This is a genomic window from Actinobacillus ureae ATCC 25976 (assembly GCF_000188255.1).
GTDB classification, from domain to species: Bacteria; Pseudomonadota; Gammaproteobacteria; order Enterobacterales; family Pasteurellaceae; genus Actinobacillus; species Actinobacillus ureae.
Map to the genome: position 1 here is coordinate 458830 of NZ_GL831081.1, position 16149 is coordinate 474978.

General features: G+C 41.2%; 14 protein-coding genes. 8 read left to right on the forward strand and 6 right to left on the reverse strand.

Going from position 1 to position 16149, the window contains the following annotated elements:
* Positions 1 to 199 precede the first annotated feature (199 nt).
* The 5 genes from HMPREF0027_RS10025 to HMPREF0027_RS10045 all read left to right on the forward strand — a co-directional run bounded on the left by HMPREF0027_RS10025 (position 200) and on the right by HMPREF0027_RS10045 (position 5593).
* The gene (locus HMPREF0027_RS10025; protein WP_005624889.1) at positions 200 to 1033 is read left to right on the forward strand and encodes a DUF5718 family protein; all 834 of its coding nucleotides are present in this window, start codon (positions 200 to 202) and stop codon (positions 1031 to 1033) included.
* Positions 1034 to 1168: 135 nt separating this feature from the next.
* Positions 1169 to 2005, forward strand: coding sequence for a DNA ligase (locus tag HMPREF0027_RS10030; RefSeq protein ID WP_005624890.1), 837 nt, complete (start codon positions 1169 to 1171; stop codon positions 2003 to 2005).
* A 182-nt stretch (positions 2006 to 2187) separates the two neighbouring features.
* On the forward strand, positions 2188 to 2445 hold the full coding sequence (locus tag HMPREF0027_RS10035) for an oxaloacetate decarboxylase subunit gamma (protein ID WP_005624892.1): 258 nt from the start codon (positions 2188 to 2190) through the stop codon (positions 2443 to 2445).
* Between the two features lie 15 nt (positions 2446 to 2460).
* Complete coding sequence (gene oadA / locus HMPREF0027_RS10040) at positions 2461 to 4269, forward strand: sodium-extruding oxaloacetate decarboxylase subunit alpha (RefSeq protein WP_005624895.1); 1809 nt, start codon at positions 2461 to 2463, stop codon at positions 4267 to 4269.
* Between the two features lie 16 nt (positions 4270 to 4285).
* Positions 4286 to 5593, forward strand: coding sequence for an oxaloacetate decarboxylase subunit beta (locus HMPREF0027_RS10045; RefSeq protein WP_005624897.1), 1308 nt, complete (start codon positions 4286 to 4288; stop codon positions 5591 to 5593).
* Between the two features lie 89 nt (positions 5594 to 5682).
* Here HMPREF0027_RS10045 and HMPREF0027_RS10050 read toward each other — a convergent pair whose 3' ends face one another.
* From HMPREF0027_RS10050 to HMPREF0027_RS10075, 6 genes are all read right to left on the reverse strand, one after another.
* A complete protein-coding gene (locus HMPREF0027_RS10050) occupies positions 5683 to 6519 on the reverse strand; it encodes a DUF72 domain-containing protein (RefSeq protein WP_005624899.1) in 837 nt (278 codons plus the stop codon).
* An 80-nt stretch (positions 6520 to 6599) separates the two neighbouring features.
* Positions 6600 to 7760: a restriction endonuclease subunit S gene (locus HMPREF0027_RS10055; RefSeq protein ID WP_005624901.1), complete on the reverse strand. Its 1161-nt coding sequence runs from the start codon at positions 7758 to 7760 to the stop codon at positions 6600 to 6602.
* Positions 7761 to 7774: 14 nt separating this feature from the next.
* Complete coding sequence (locus HMPREF0027_RS10060) at positions 7775 to 9433, reverse strand: HsdM family class I SAM-dependent methyltransferase (protein WP_005624903.1); 1659 nt, start codon at positions 9431 to 9433, stop codon at positions 7775 to 7777.
* A complete protein-coding gene (locus HMPREF0027_RS12840) occupies positions 9430 to 9645 on the reverse strand; it encodes a Fic family protein (RefSeq protein WP_005624905.1) in 216 nt (71 codons plus the stop codon). The genes HMPREF0027_RS10060 and HMPREF0027_RS12840 overlap by 4 nt, the downstream gene beginning before the upstream one ends.
* A gap of 177 nt (positions 9646 to 9822) precedes the next feature.
* Positions 9823 to 12957, reverse strand: coding sequence for a type I restriction endonuclease subunit R (locus HMPREF0027_RS10070; protein WP_044024517.1), 3135 nt, complete (start codon positions 12955 to 12957; stop codon positions 9823 to 9825).
* Positions 12958 to 13074: 117 nt separating this feature from the next.
* Positions 13075 to 13980, reverse strand: a complete 906-nt coding sequence (locus HMPREF0027_RS10075; protein ID WP_276324252.1) for an NAD(P)-dependent oxidoreductase — start codon at positions 13978 to 13980, stop codon at positions 13075 to 13077.
* Positions 13981 to 14155: 175 nt separating this feature from the next.
* Here HMPREF0027_RS10075 and HMPREF0027_RS10080 point away from each other — a divergent pair, with 175 nt between their 5' ends.
* The 3 genes from HMPREF0027_RS10080 (at position 14156) to HMPREF0027_RS10090 (ending at position 16111) form a co-directional block, all read left to right on the forward strand.
* Positions 14156 to 15274: an S-(hydroxymethyl)glutathione dehydrogenase/class III alcohol dehydrogenase gene (locus HMPREF0027_RS10080; protein WP_005624910.1), complete on the forward strand. Its 1119-nt coding sequence runs from the start codon at positions 14156 to 14158 to the stop codon at positions 15272 to 15274.
* 150 nt (positions 15275 to 15424) lie between these two features.
* Positions 15425 to 15682 carry a type II toxin-antitoxin system Phd/YefM family antitoxin gene (locus HMPREF0027_RS10085; RefSeq protein ID WP_005598164.1) on the forward strand — a complete coding sequence of 86 codons (258 nt, stop codon included), beginning with the start codon at positions 15425 to 15427 and terminating at the stop codon, positions 15680 to 15682.
* Positions 15683 to 15691: 9 nt separating this feature from the next.
* The gene (locus tag HMPREF0027_RS10090) at positions 15692 to 16111 is read left to right on the forward strand and encodes a type II toxin-antitoxin system VapC family toxin (protein WP_005624913.1); all 420 of its coding nucleotides are present in this window, start codon (positions 15692 to 15694) and stop codon (positions 16109 to 16111) included.
* Positions 16112 to 16149 lie beyond the last annotated feature (38 nt).

A 16149-nucleotide genomic window follows, 5' to 3' on the forward strand; every position in this document is an offset into this window, starting at 1 on the left:
CAAAAAATCTTGAAAAAGTGATTAAGAGAACAAATTTAATACAATCCGAATGTTTTTTATTATTTTTCTGCTAAAAAAGTAACAAACCCCATTCTTTAAATGGTAAGTAACCCATTCTTACTTTTCCTAAAAATTCACTTTCTTTTTCTAAAATTAATCGCTACATTCCGTATAGTTTATTTATATAGAGGTAGATATCATGCAAAAAGAACATTTTATTGGTTTAGGCGTAGCTGGCAATTTTGCCGGTCATTTAGAACAAGCAGGCGAAGCGGCTGATTTCTTACAGGTAAAAACAGAAGAAGCAATTCAGCCGAAAGCGATTTTTCCTTTCTATGTCCCAAGCCAAACCTTAAACCCAACAGAACAATTCCTCGCAACTTATCCCCTGTCTCACGATACGATTACTTTTCCAAATGATGCTGACAATCTGCAAATTGAACCGGAAGTTGCATTAATTTGCGCAATCGAATATCAAAACAACCAAGTTGTAGCTCTCAAACCTATTCATTTTGCCGCTTATAACGACTGCTCTATTCGCCGTCCGAATGCACGTAAAATTTGTGAAAAGAAAAACTGGGGCAATGCATCAAAAGGGATCTCTGAAACACTGATTCCGTTAGATCATTTCGCACAAGGCGGTATTTTAGATAATTACAATATTGCTTGTTTCCATAAACGTGACGGTAAACTTAATGCATATGGTGAAGATAGCCCGGCGGTAAGCTATAGTTACTTTCATCAAAAACTGCTGAATTGGATTGTAGATAAGATGAATAACCAACCGGATCAAGGGCCGATGAATCACATTGCCGAATTACTTAAGCAAGCAAACTATCCAGCAAAAGCAGTGATCAGTATCGGTGCTACTCGCTATACTGAATTTGGTGAAAGCAACTTCCTGCAAGTTGGCGATACAAGTATCGTGGTGGTTTACAATGCTACACAATACTCACACGAGCAAATTGCAGAAATGGCTAGCTCGGAACAATTCCCTGCAGACATCTCGGCATTAGTTCAAACCGTACGCTAATCAATTTCTCACTATACAAGCAGCCCAGTTTGATAAAAATTTTTGCGATCCTGATCGGAGAATTTTTCTTAAAATCAGACCGCTTGTTTGATCTTCTATATATTGGTTTACCTCTTTTCTTAATAGGTAACGAATATGAAGACTTTCCTTTTTATGCTTTTATGCTTCAGTACATCACTTTTTGCGAAAAGCCCAGAATTAATGCTATTGGGTCAATATCACGACCAAGATATAGACGGCTGGGTCATGAGTGAGAAATTAGACGGTGTGCGAGGCTATTGGAACGGCAAGCAACTTATCAGCCGCCAGGGTAATCCACTTGCACCTCCGGACTACTTTATTAAAGATTTCCCATCTTTTGCGATTGATGGAGAACTTTTTAGCGAAAGAGGAAAATTTGAAGAAATCTCAAGTATCACCAGAGCCAGTGAGCCTAAAGGTTGGTATAAGTTGAAACTTTATGTTTTTGATGTACCGAATGCAGATGGCAATTTGCTTGAAAGATTAACTAAATTGAAAAATTATCTTTCACAGCATCCTACCCCTTATATTCAAATCATTGAACAGATTCCGATTCAAAATAAAGCCCATTTAATGCAATTCTATCAGCAAGTACTTGCCCAACATGGCGAAGGCATTGTGGTACGTAATCCGAATACTGCTTACATAAAAGGACGTTCTGCACAAATTCTCAAATTAAAACCCGTATTAGATGAAGAATGTACCGTCATTGCTCACCATAACGGCAAAGGGAAATATCGCAATAAACTGGGCTCAATCACTTGTGAAAACCAGCGTGGACATTTCCGTATCGGATCCGGTTTTAAAGATAAAGATCGTGAAAATCCACCTCCCATTGGGAGTTTGATTACTTATAAATATCGAGGCATTACTGAAAAAGGTAAACCTCGCTTTGCCACCTTCTTCCGCCAAAGAATGGATGTAACGCCAAATACCTTACCACTCCAATAACATCATACAAGCGGTTATATTTAATGTGAAATTTGCAAAAAATTTGTTAAATCTGACCGCTTGTTAGCAACAAAATCAGAAAAATTGTGAAGCACTTGGCATTTCTTAGGGAAACCGTTTGCAGAGTAAAAATGATTTGATTATCTTGTTATGTGCAGCACAATAGATTCAAAGGTATATTTATGACAGACGCAGAACTTTTTAGTGAAGGCATAAATTTAATGATTTCAGGAATGGGCTTTGTGCTTACTTTTCTGATCGTACTCATTTATGCAATTAGTTTTATCTCTAAGATAATCAATAAATTCTTTCCTGAACCACTTCCAGCTCCGCTAGCCAAACCAACGCCAAGCGTTGCTCCCACAGATAATTTAGACCATTTACGCCCCGTGATTGCGGCTGCTATTGCCCATCATCGTCGTCAACAAGGATTAAAATAATAGAGGATTTTTATCATGACTATTCAAAACAAAAAAATTGCAATTACTGATGTTGTTTTACGTGATGCACACCAATCTTTGTTTGCGACACGACTACGTTTAGACGATATGTTTCCGATTGCGGCTGAATTAGATAAAATCGGCTATTGGTCTTTAGAAGCATGGGGCGGTGCGACTTTTGATAGCTGTATCCGTTTTTTAGGCGAAGATCCTTGGGTACGTTTACGTGAATTGAAAAAAGCGATTCCGAATACCCCATTACAAATGTTATTACGCGGACAAAATTTATTAGGTTATCGCCATTATGCCGATGATGTAGTAGATCGCTTTGTGGAACGTTGTGTTACCAACGGGATGGATGTATTCCGTGTATTTGACGCATTGAATGACCCTCGCAATATGCAAACGGCATTACAAGCGGTCAAAAAACACGGCGGTCATGCTCAAGGTACGTTAAGTTATACCACCAGTCCGGTACACACGTTACAAACGTGGTTAGACGTAACCGAACAATTATTGGAAATCGGGGTAGACTCGCTCGTTATCAAAGATATGTCCGGTATCTTAACGCCAATGGCAGCATACGAATTAGTCAGTGAAATTAAAAAACGTTATGACGTAGAGCTTCACTTACACTGTCACTCAACCACCGGTATGGCGGAAATGGCATTATTAAAAGCGATTGAAGCAGGTGTTGACGGTGTAGATACCTCTATTTCTTCAATGTCTGGCACTTATGGTCATCCGGCAACTGAATCTATCGTGGCAACTTTACAAGGCACGCCTTACGACACTGGGTTAAACATTCCGCAACTTGAAAAAATCTCAGCGTACTTCCGTGATGTACGTAAGAAATATGCAAAATTTGAAGGTCAATTACGTGGTGTAGACAGTCGTATTCTGGTGGCACAAGTGCCGGGCGGTATGTTAACCAATCTTGAGAGCCAACTTAAACAACAAAATGCTAGTGATAAACTTGATCTTGTATTGCAAGAAATCCCTCGAGTGCGTGAAGATCTCGGCAATATCCCACTTGTAACACCAACCTCACAAATCGTCGGTACTCAAGCGGTAATGAACGTATTAATGGGCGAGCGTTATAAAACTATCGCCAAAGAAACCGCCAGTATTTTAAAAGGCGAATATGGTCGTACACCTGAGCCGGTTAATAAAGCGTTACAAGAACGTGTACTTGAAGGTACTGCGCCGATTACCGACCGTCCGGCAGACCATATTGCCCCAGAAATTGACAAATTAGTGGCGGAAGTGACCGCACAAGCCAAAGAGAAAGGCATTACGCTTTCCGAAAATACGATTGACGACGTGTTAATCGTGGCGTTATTCCAACAAGTCGGTTGGAAATTCTTAGAAAACCGTAATAATCCGGCAGCCTTCGAACCGGCTCAGACCGCAGAAGTTGCAAAAGAAGCGGCAAAACCGACCGCTTCTCACACAGCAAAAGCAGGCGAACCAGCCGTTTATACGGTTGAACTTGAAGGCAAAGCCTTTGTGGTGAAAGTCAGTGAAGGCGGTGATATTACCAATATTGCACCAACAGCGCCAGCTGCCGCACCACAAGTTGTAGCACCGGCTGCAGCAACCAGTGCAAATGCTGAACCGGTCAAAGCACCGATGGCAGGTAACATTCTTAAAGTCGAAGTTAGCGAAGGTCAACAAGTTGCGGAGGGTGATGTGTTATTAATTCTTGAAGCAATGAAAATGGAAACTCAAATTTGCGCACCAAAAGCCGGTAAAGTCCAAGGCATTGCGGCAAAACAAGGTGATGTCGTTGCAGTTGATCAAGTATTAATGAATCTTGCTTAAACGATAAGGAGTTGATATGGAAAGTATTATCGCTCTGTTTCAGGGCATGGGCATTATGCATATGGAGCTAGGGCAAGCGATTATGATCGCGGTAAGTCTGCTATTGCTCTGGCTTGCAATTGCTCGTGGCTTTGAACCGCTCCTTCTACTGCCAATCGGTTTTGGCGGTTTGTTATCCAACATTCCGGAAGCCGGTTTGGCAATGACCGCTTTAGATAATCTATTGCACCACGGCACAACCGAACAGCTAGCGATTATTGCGGCGAAAGTAAATAGTGCCAGTTTGGATGTACACAGTATTAAAGAAGCGATTGCATTAGTTGCTCCTTCGGTACAAAACGAGTTGGAAGTGATTGCCGGAGATATGGGCTATACCGCCGGTGTGTTATCACTATTTTATAAAGTGGCGATTGGTTATGGTGTTGCACCACTCATCATCTTTATGGGCGTGGGGGCAATGACGGATTTTGGCCCGTTACTCGCGAACCCTCGTACACTTTTATTAGGTGCAGCAGCACAATTCGGTATTTTCGCAACCGTACTCGGCGCTTTAGGTTTGAACTGGTTAGGTATTATTGACTTTACCCTACCGCAAGCGGCAGCGATTGGTATTATCGGTGGTGCGGACGGCCCGACCGCAATCTATTTGGCAAGTAAACTTGCGCCTGAATTACTCGGTGCGATTGCAGTAGCGGCTTACTCTTATATGGCGTTAGTGCCGTTAATTCAGCCGCCGATTATGAAAGCGTTAACTACAGATGCCGAACGTAAAATCCGTATGGTGCAGTTACGCACGGTAAGCAATCGAGAAAAAATTCTGTTCCCGATTATCTTACTCTTACTTGTGGCGTTATTACTGCCGGATGCGGCACCATTACTCGGTATGTTCTGTTTTGGTAACTTAATGCGTGTCAGTGGCGTGGTGGAACGTTTGAATGATACAGCACAAAATGCGCTGATCAATATCGTAACAATTTTCCTTGGCTTATCGGTCGGGGCGAAATTAGTGGCGGATAAATTCTTACAACCACAGACACTCGGTATTTTATTATTAGGTATCGTGGCGTTCTGTATCGGCACAGCAAGCGGTGTATTAATGGCGAAATTGATGAATAAATTCAGCAAAAACAAAATTAACCCGCTTATCGGTTCTGCCGGTGTCTCTGCCGTACCAATGGCAGCTCGTGTATCAAATAAAGTCGGTTTGGAATATGACAAACAAAACTTCTTATTAATGCACGCAATGGGGCCAAACGTAGCCGGTGTAATCGGCTCTGCCATCGCAGCCGGTGTAATGTTAAAATACATTGCGGCGATGATGTAAAGCCTTTCATATTACCCGCACTTCAAGTTTCTATCTTGAAGTGCGAGTTTCTTATTTTTAGCAACTACACTCTTATTCACCTGAACTGGCTAAAACAAACTCCCTTGTTCCCCACTACGTTCGTTCACCTCGGTTTTTACCTCAAATCCTAACTCGGCTAAATAGCCTTTAATTGTTGCAATATTATAGAAAGAATAGCTTTTGGTCGTGTTTTGGAAGTAAAGATAAAGCACATCAAATGTATTGCGTTGTTGAAAAAGTAAATTTGCCAGTTGTTTTAACTCATCATCACGATAGCGATAATCATGTCGCGCTGCGGCGGAATCCGCTTCCCACCAGTTGGGATTATGTCCGTGTAAACGTAAATAAGCCGTACGCTGAAAACTCTGAAAATGAAACGCCGGCAAACCGATATTCAGCGGATAATCAACATTACACCAAATCAGATTAGGCTGTTTGGCAAAGGTTTGAAACACCGGTGGAATATGCCAACTGGCGTGGCGAAATTCCACCGCTAGCGGGAAATCGGCAAACCAGTGACCAAGTTGAGCAAGATAAAGGCGGTTTGCCGGAGTGCGGTCAAAAGTATGCGGAAATTGCACAAACAAATTTGCGAGGCAATTTTGCTCAATAAGCGGCTGTAAAGCAGCCAAAAAATAACGAGCTTGCTCAGCGGTGGCGCTGCGGTTATGGCTAAAATCTTGATGCAATTTTACTGAAAATTTTAACCGCTTCTCAGCCTTTTCCACCATGCCTTGTAATGCCTTTTCACCAATAGGCGCATGAAAGGTGCTATTGATTTCAATCGTATCGTAATGACAACTATAAACTGTCAAAAAATCGCTTTTTGCCGTACCATGCGGATATAGCGTCCCAACCAAATCCGTGTCGCTATAACCGCCGGTACCGATATAGATTTTAGGCATGGTATTGTACAATTCGCTTCTCCTTTAATACCAAATTCGGTAGTCATGGTAGGGACGCACTACGTGCGTCCTATTTCCCCCTAAACTACCTCAACCTGCCCATTCATTAACATTGGTAAAAGAAAATCTCGGAGTTGGGTGAATTTTTGGGTTTCTTTAAGGTTTATTTTGATCTTATTATAAAATTTCGTTGTATATTGAGCGTATTTTTCAATCATTTCTTCACTTGGAACAACAACATACAGATCTTTAATTTTATCTTGCGACAAATTATCACGAGCTGAACCAGAACTTAAATTGACTAGATATTGGTACAAATCACTCAATGCAATTTTTAAGTAAAAATTTAACTGCTTATCATTTGGCATAATGGCACAAATTGCCTGATTAGTTGTTGCTTCAAATGAAATAAGACTGGTTTTCCCCGCAGTTGCACCATACATTGCCATTAAAATGCTATCAGCAGGAAATAATTTAGCACTTGAATTTTCTAAACCTAATTGTGAAATATAATTTTCCGTTGCAATAATAAATGGATTATTTAACTCACCGCTATTAATCCACGGAATATCACCATTTTCATAGTATTCAGCAATAGTTGATTTTGGTGTTCCGCCAGAACCTGTTTTTGCAATATCTTTGATTTGTTTTACCTCCCACCCCTTTGGCACTTCTCGTTTTAGTTCGGGGTGGTAAACCATTTCGCCGCCTGATGATTTGTAGGGGTTGCCGTTTTCATCGGGGAAGTCGAATTGCACAAACCAGTAGTCGTAGAGCGTTTTCGCCATTTTTTCTAGTTCGGCGTTAATTTGCTGATTTAGGGCAATTTTGCGATCCAAAGAGGAAAGTACTTGGGCGATTTTTTGTTGGTTTTTTTTATTAGGCAACTTAACAGGAATGGAATAATAAGCCGTTGAGGTCATACTTGGTAAAGTTGAACCAGAATCTAACGCACTTAAATTTAGTTGACTTAAATAAGCATAAAGATAATACGGATCTGCTTTTTCATTTACCAAAGCATAATACATTGTATCCACAGTCCATAATTTTCCTTTGGAATACATAATATTATTTAGCGTACCTTTACGTGGCAAAAGTACAGCTTCGCCATCATAAAGATAATCATCAACATAAGTCATTATCCCACCTGAGCCATAAACAGGAATATTGCCTTTATTCAAATGGTCATATTTCTTGCCATTTTTAATGCTGATTAAATCTTGTAATTTATATTCTTCCATCTCGCAAACTTCCCCTAATTTTCCACCGCTTGTGCGTTAAATTTTAACGTTGCCATTTGTTGCTGAATTTGGCTTTCTAACACCTTGCTTTCGGCAAAAAGTGCGGTCAGATTTTGCTGAAAATCTGCCATTTTCTGCTCAAACTCAGCAGCGGTGATGTCGATGTGGTCGATTTTCACATCAAAGTACTGCCCTGCGGATAGGCTATGATTTTTGGCTGCGATGTCGGCATAAGAGACCACCACCGAGAAATCGTCTTCCGCTTTTTTCTGGTTGAATACGTCAATAATGCGTTGCTCTTCTTCGGCGGAAAGCACGGTTTTTTGGTTTTTGCCCTCTTTGATTTTTTCGCCCAAGTTGCTGGCATCAATCAGCACCACGTTCTCTTTGTTGGCTCGGTCGAGAAAGAGAATAGAGACGTTCGTGCCTGTGGTGGCGAAAATGTTAGACGGCATCGACACCACGCCTGCTAACATTTTTTCGTTTACGAGAAATTCTCGGATTTTCTTATCAATGCCAGATTGAGCGGTAATAAAGCCCGTTGGCAACACCACAGCTGCTTTGCCGTCTGCTTTAAGCGAGTGAATGATGTGCTGAACAAAAAGTTGATAAATCGCCATTTTCTCTTTTTTGGCTTTTGGCACGTTTGGTACGCCCGCAAAAAAGCGATCCTTATGGGCGGGCATGGCTAATTCTTCTCGCACTTCGCTAAAATCCATTTTGAACGGTGGGTTAGACACGATGTAATCAAACTGGCGAAGTTGATCGCCCGATTTGTGGTAAGGGTGTGTCATCGTGTTGCCTTGCACTACATTGGGAATACTGGCGACAAGATTGTTTAAGATCAGGTTTAATCGCAACAAGTTTGACGATTTTTGCGAAATATCCTGTGTGTAAATGATACATTTTTTTTCGCCGATGGCGTGGGCGATGTTCATCAACAATGTTCCAGAGCCTGCGGACGGATCATAACAGCTCACATTTTGCAACTGTCCGCGCACGTTTTCAGGCACGAGAATTGCTGCCATAATGCGAGCCACCGCGTGTGGCGTGTAGTATTCGGCATATTTCCCGCCCGAGTTGGTGTTGTAATCTTTGATGAGATACTCAAAAATCGTGGCGTAAAAATCAAATTTTTGGTTGAAAATATGCTCGAAACTAAATTCTACCAATTTGTTGATAACCGCTCGGCAGAATGCGTCTCGCTTGCTTGGATCAGCAATATATTGGCTGACACCGTCAAACAAGTTGATTTTCGCCCCACCTTCGGTTTTTACCGAGAAAATATTTGCATTTTTGGTGTGGGTGGCGATGCCCATTAGGGTTTCATCGAACAGATTAGCAAAATTGGCGATATTCGATTGGTTGAATAAATGGCTGATAAATTGATTTGGTTGCAAAAAGGCGGTATCGCCGTTCCTCCTCATGGTTAAAAGCTTGAAATCAGCAGCAGGCATTTTACTTAACGCCTGTTCCCAGCTTTCACTTTTTGCCAATGACGGATCAATCTGCTTGATTTCAAAAGCAAATTTATCATTGAGAAATTTATACAAAAACACTTGAGTGATGATTTTAAATTCATTGCCATCATTCCCCAGCCCATAGTTCGCACAAATGGCTTTTAAGCTGTCGATCAATTCTTTAGTTTTTTGTTGAAAAAGTTGTTCGGTCATTTTGGTGTGCCTTTTATTAAAAATTGTTTACCTTTTTCAGTTAAGCGATATTTTTGGTTAGGACTCGTTGTTTTATCAGGAATCGTCATTTCGATTAACGCTTGTTTCAATGCTGGTGCTATATAGGTTTTTCGAATATGTTTTTTATCTGTTATAGATAAATCTTCCGCTAATTGCACAATGCCTTTTTCATCATTACCCAACACTTGCACTAATCTAGCTAGGGGAGTAGCTAGGGGGGTAACTAGGGGGGAGCTTGGTCATTCACTTGGACTTTGCCTAAGCTGTGTGAATAGCTTACCACCGATTCCCCCTGATGATTTAAGGGTTCATTGTGGTTCGTTGTGGTTTTTATCCGATCATAATCAAAATTTGATTTTGTTTTTATACTACGCCCCTATATACTCACTCACAATCAATTTATTTAAGTTCATTAAGGCTTTGTTATCGAGCGGCAATTGGAACTCGCTTTTGAGTTTCGTCACCGTGCGTAAACTCTCTTGTTCAAAATAGCTTGAAGAGTTTTGGAGTAAGTCACCCTGATTTAGCACAAATTGGTCGTTGCTAAATTTAATCTGCTGTAAGCCCTCCATAAAATGGCTACGGTTTTGTTGCAAGCTAAAATCTTGTACGCCACGTTTGAAAATGCGGACAAATTTAGCATCACCTGCAAATTTAAGCGACAAGCGGTGGTTTTCGGCGTTTAATTTACCCATTTGACGTTCTAGTTTGGCAAATTCGTCAATGTGCGTTTGCATTTCCGCTTGGCTTACAGATTGCACGTTGCGTTTTTCAAACAGACGTTTCAATTCATCTAGTAAACGGACAAATTCAGGATCTTTTTGGTCTATGTTGCGAGCGAAGGCTTCACGAGTTTTCCGCATTTGTTCTTGCAAACTGTCGGCTAATTTTAATTCTGCCTCACTTGTTTTGTGGAATGTGAAGTAGATATTTTCCAATGCCTCGTTTAACACGCCTTGCAAATCGCCCGAATCCACTCGTTCCATAGTATTTACTTGGAACAGACGGTCTAGCACTTGGCGGTAAAGCACGTTGTATTGCTCAAAATCGAGGCGTTCTAGGCCTGATTTTTCGTCCACTTTGAGCTGGTTATACAGGCTTCTTGCCAATTCCAACGTGCGTTTTAATTCGAGTAATTTTTGTTTGTCGTCAATTTCATCAAGCTGTTGGCGGAAAATTTCGGCATTTTCAGTTTCAAAATCAAAAAGTACCTCTTTGATTTGAGCGATGTCTTGATCGATTTCCGCTTGCGATTTGAAAAGTTGGGAATAATGTTCCGCTTCATCGCCTAATTCAAGTTGTAATTCCGCTTGGTAGGCAGCATTGGTTTTATCAAATTCCGCCTGAATATCAGCAAAATCTACCACATAACCAAATTCATAGTCCTTATAGGTACGGTTCACCCTTGTGAGAGCTTGCAATAGGTTATGTTCTTTGATTACTCGCCCTAAATAGAGCTTTTTCAGACGTTTTGCGTCAAAACCTGTGAGCAACATATTGTAAACAAACAACAAATCGGTTTTGCCGGCTTTGTAATCATCCACAAGGTCTTTACGGTAAGTTTTATCGCCTTCGTCCGATAAAATCAAACTTGCAGATGTTACCGTACGTTTAGCTAGGTTATAGGTTGCAGTTGACTCGGCAACTTTCGGTAATTCATCAAAAAAGTGCGGATCATTTTCAGCCAGTTTTTCACGGTAAGCGGTCAAATCTTGCGGATTTTCTGCATATTTTTGGTTGAATAGAAAGTGCATCATTCGGGCTTGATCGCTACTGTCGCAAATCACCATCGCCCCGAGCGAATTGTCGGCTTTTTGTCGTCTGAATTTTTCAAAATCCTGCACGATGTAATCTAGCATTGGCTCAACAAAACGACGGCGACTGGTAATGGTTCGGCTTTTAATACTGCCTTGTTGAATTTGCAAGTCCGCTAAAATTTGGCTAAGTTCCGCTTTGTAATTGCTCTCGATTTCTTCACGAATCAGGCGGAGCGTGTAACCGTCCGCAATGGATTGATTGTAGTAATACTTATGAATGTAATCACCAAAAATTGCCGTTGAGCCAACTCGGTTTTTACCGCCTCCGAGCAATGGTGTGCCTGTCAAACCAATATGTACCGCACTTGGGTCTGCTTGGATTAGGCTAGCTAAAAATTGGCTCACGGTTTGTGCTTGATTACCAAAACTGCGGTGTGCTTCATCAATAAAAAAGATACGCTGCACACTGATGTCGTAATCAGGAATAAATTCCGCTACATTACTATTTTGGAATTTTTGGATATTGATCACCGTAATTTCAGGATCACCGCTACAGTTACTCAATGCAGCAGCTTTCCGCATTTCTTGAGCAAATTCTTCACGGCTGTTAATACTATTTACTTGTAATCCACGATGGCTAAATTCCGATATTGCCTGATTGCGTAAATCAAGTCTGTCCACAATGAAATAGAATTTAGGAATCACATTTTGGCGTTGATAAAAATCAGTGAGTACTCGTACGTTGTAATACGCCAGCGCCGTTTTACCACTGCCTTGAGTATGCCAAATAATACCTTTCTTTTTACCTGCTGCTAAATGGCGGCTGATCGCCTTAGTCGCAAACAGTTGTGGATAACGCATTACGTGTTTTTCCACGCTACCTTGCTCTTCTACATAGGCAATGCCGTATTTCAACAGAAATAACAAACGTTCTTTATGCAATAATGCAGTACAAAGACGATTAGTCGGTGAATTTGGATCAAGATTGGTACGAAATTCCGCATCGTTTTTCAACATCGGCTCATTAAAGTCTAGCAAAATACGGTTTAATTCCGCCTCTGGTAAAATTGCAAGATTTTCGTTTAATTTGACCGCTTGTTCTTCGGCAATTTCGCCTTCATCACGGAAATAATTGAACTGTACACCGTGAAAACCTGTTGTCGCATAAAATGCCCCCTGAGTTTTATGGCGGTCAGCAGTTTGATATTCCTGATTATTAGAAAAAACCATCAGTTGTGTAGCGTTGATGTAAGGACGGAAAGCCGGCTTTTTGCAGCGATATTGCATACGCTCAAATTCCGACTGTAATCCATTTTGGGCATTCGGCTTTTTCACTTCTAAAAACACTAACGGCAAACCGTTAATCAATAGGGTAATATCCGGGCGGAAATTGTCACCGTCTTTGTCACCACAAGTTAGTTCGGCAACAACGTGAAATTGGTTGTTTTCAATACAGTCAAAATCAATCAGGCGAGCTGTGCCAACTTGCAGTAAACGCTTATAAAACGCTTGCCCTAAATCTTCATTTTTGAGCAACATCGCCACATCTTTCAGCTCTCGTTCGAGATCAAAAGTAGTCAAATTTGGGTTAATTTTTGCAATCGACGACTTAAAAATCTCACCAAAAATGTTATTGCTAACATCCCATTGCGCTGTTTTTAGCGAAAGATATTGATATCCCAAACGCCCTAAATGCGCTACTGTGGGAATTTGAACTCTGGTTTTTTCGTTATAGCGAGCCGTCATTGCTGTTTTCCTGTATTTATTGAGATAAGTATATATTACACTAATTTCAGCTTTCTTCATAATATAAAAAACGCCGTCAGGCTTTATCTGACAGCGTTTCTTTTCAAATAAGGAGGGCTATTTCGCCAACTGCAAATAAATGCCTGAAACGTCCTGCTCGCCGAGATCTGCGGCAACGGCGTTGCGGTATTGTTCGGCAACGGTTTTTACTGCAGGTAGATCTAGATCTGCTTTTTCCAGCTCACCGCAAGCGAGATTGAGATCTTTACTTGCGTGTTTGAGCATAAATGCTGCCGGGAATTCTTTCGCGAGTAACAATGGTTTTTTGGTTTGGAACATCGGCGAATTCATTGCCGAACCACCAATCGCTTCCGCTAATTCATTTAAGTCGATGCCGAATTGTTCGCCCATTAACATTGCTTCAGCATAGGCTTCGCCGAAAATACCGAGCAATGAATTTAACACTAATTTTGTACCGGAGCCTTTACCCACATCACCAAAATGGAAAGTGCGTTGCCCTAAGATGCTGAAAACATTACGTAACGGATTAAGTACCGCCTCATCACCACCAAATAAAATTAATAACGTACCGTTGGTCGCCGGCACAACAGAACCTGAAACCGGCGCTTCGGCAAAACGTCCGCCGTGTTGTTCAACAATTGCTTTTAACTGATTATTTTCAGTAGGTGAAACGGTACTCATATTCACAATAATTTTGCCGTTTAAATTGGCGCAAACTTCTGCATTGAGGATATCTTTTGCCGCAGCAAAATCAGACACCATTAAAATCACCGCTTCGTAAGCACGCACAAGTTCAACGGCAGAGCCATACACTTTCGCACCTTTTTCAGCAAATTCGCCACATTTAGCGACATTTCGATTAAACACACCAACTTCAATATCGTGTGCTAATAAACGATTTACCATTGGTACACCCATTTGACCTAAGCCAATCCAACCTACTTGTTTAAATTCTGTTGTCATAATGTTTTCCTTCTGTGAATGGGTAAAAACTGTCCGGATTGTATGCCATTTTTTCTCAGGCGAAAAGAAGGTTTTTCGTTATCGCCCAAACAGTTTGAGAAATCAATTCTGTTTATATTTCATATCATAAAAAGTGATTGGCTTTTATAGCTTAACAAGCGGTAAAATTTGTAACCGCAATTTACAATAGCTTATAACCTATAAAGGACTTTTTATGGAATTTATCAAAACACGTGCAGCGGTGGCTTGGGCGCCGAATGAACCGCTAAAAATTGAAGAATTGGATTTAATGCCGCCACAAAAAGGTGAAGTATTAGTCCGTTTAGTAGCAACCGGTGTATGTCATACTGATGCTTATACCCTTTCCGGTCAAGATAGCGAAGGAGTGTTCCCGTGCGTACTTGGTCACGAAGGTGCTGGTATTGTGGAAGCAGTCGGTGAAGGCGTAACCGATTTTAAAGTGGGTGATCATGTTATCCCGCTTTACACTGCAGAATGTCGTAAATGTAAATTCTGTTTATCAGGCAAAACCAACCTTTGTTCGGCAGTGCGTGAAACCCAAGGTAAAGGTTTAATGCCGGACGGTACAGTACGTTTCTTTAAAGATGGTCAGCCGATTTTCCACTATATGGGGACTTCAACCTTCTCCGAATATACGGTAGTTTCCGAATACTCATTAGCAAAAATTCAAGAAAACGCACCGCTTGATGAAGTGTGTTTACTTGGCTGCGGCGTCACCACCGGTATTGGTGCGGTAACCCGTACGGCAAAAGTGAAACAAGGCGATACGGTTGCAATTTTCGGCTTAGGTGGTATCGGCTTAGCGGCAATTATAGGCGCAAGAATGGCGGGTGCAGGTCGTATTATTGCGATCGACATTAATCCGGCTAAATTTGAGAAAGCCAAAGAGCTTGGCGCAACGGATTGTATCAACCCGAAAGATTACGATAAGCCAATCCAAAATGTAATTATCGAGATGACTGACGGCGGCGTAGATTTCTCATTTGAATGTGTGGGCAATGCAGATTTAATGCGCTCAGCATTAGAATGTTGCCACAAAGGCTGGGGTGAAAGTATCATCATCGGTGTAGCACCGGCAGGTGCGGAAATCCGTACTCGTCCGTTCCAATTAGTGACAGGTCGTGTATGGCGTGGTTCAGCATTCGGCGGTGTGAAAGGACGTACCGAATTACCGGGCATTATCGACCAATTTATGAAAGGCGAATTTAAATTGCGTGATTTCATTACTCACACCATGCCGTTGGAAGACATCAACAAAGCCTTCGATTTAATGCACCAAGGTAAATCAATCCGCACGGTGATTCATTTTTAATTTCATTAAATAAGGGGCGTAAGCCCCTTTTGTTTTTCTTATCGAATTTCTTCTCTTAAAATCTTCTTATACTTTTGCTACAAGCTTGCGAATGTTCATAAAATAGACTATTATTTTTTGTAGCAACTTAGCTACAAAAGGAGAAATAATATGAAAATTATAACCAGCCGTGAATTTAATCAAAACCTTGGCAAAGCTCAAAAGGCGGCACTTACCGCCCCTGTAATTATCACCAACCGAGGCGAGCCGGCGTTTGTGTTGATGAACTATACTGAATATGAACGCCAAACGGCTCCTGTATTCAGAAGTGCATTAGAAGCCTTAACACCAAGCGATCCAAATGTGGCTGATATAGAACTTGAATTGCAACCTCGTAGTCGTGGACAACGCCGTCCAGTAGAGTTCTAGGAGGAACTAATGTATTTATTGGATACAAATTTAATTAGTGAAACTCGTAAGATTGAAAAAGGAAAGGCTAATCAAGGTGTTGTTGCGTGGCTTGCGACTATTCCAGCATTTCAAATTTATACTAATGCGGTTGTCTTAATGGAACTTGAGCGAGGCATCTTAGCGATGGAACGTAAAGATCCTATACAAGGAACAATGCTAAGAAATTGGTTCGAAAATGATATTAAAACCACTTTTAGAGGCAAAATCCTTACCATTGATGAAGAAACCGCCCGCATTTGTGCCAAATTACATATTCCCGATCATACTCCTGAAAATGATGCGTGGATTGCAGCGACTGCAATTCAGCACAATTTGATTTTAGTCACTCGCAATGTGGCTGATTTTGCAAAAACCGGCGTGCGAGTGTTTAATCCGTTCCAGGAGTAATCACATTCTCATCACAAAATAGGCAGAACCTCTGCCTA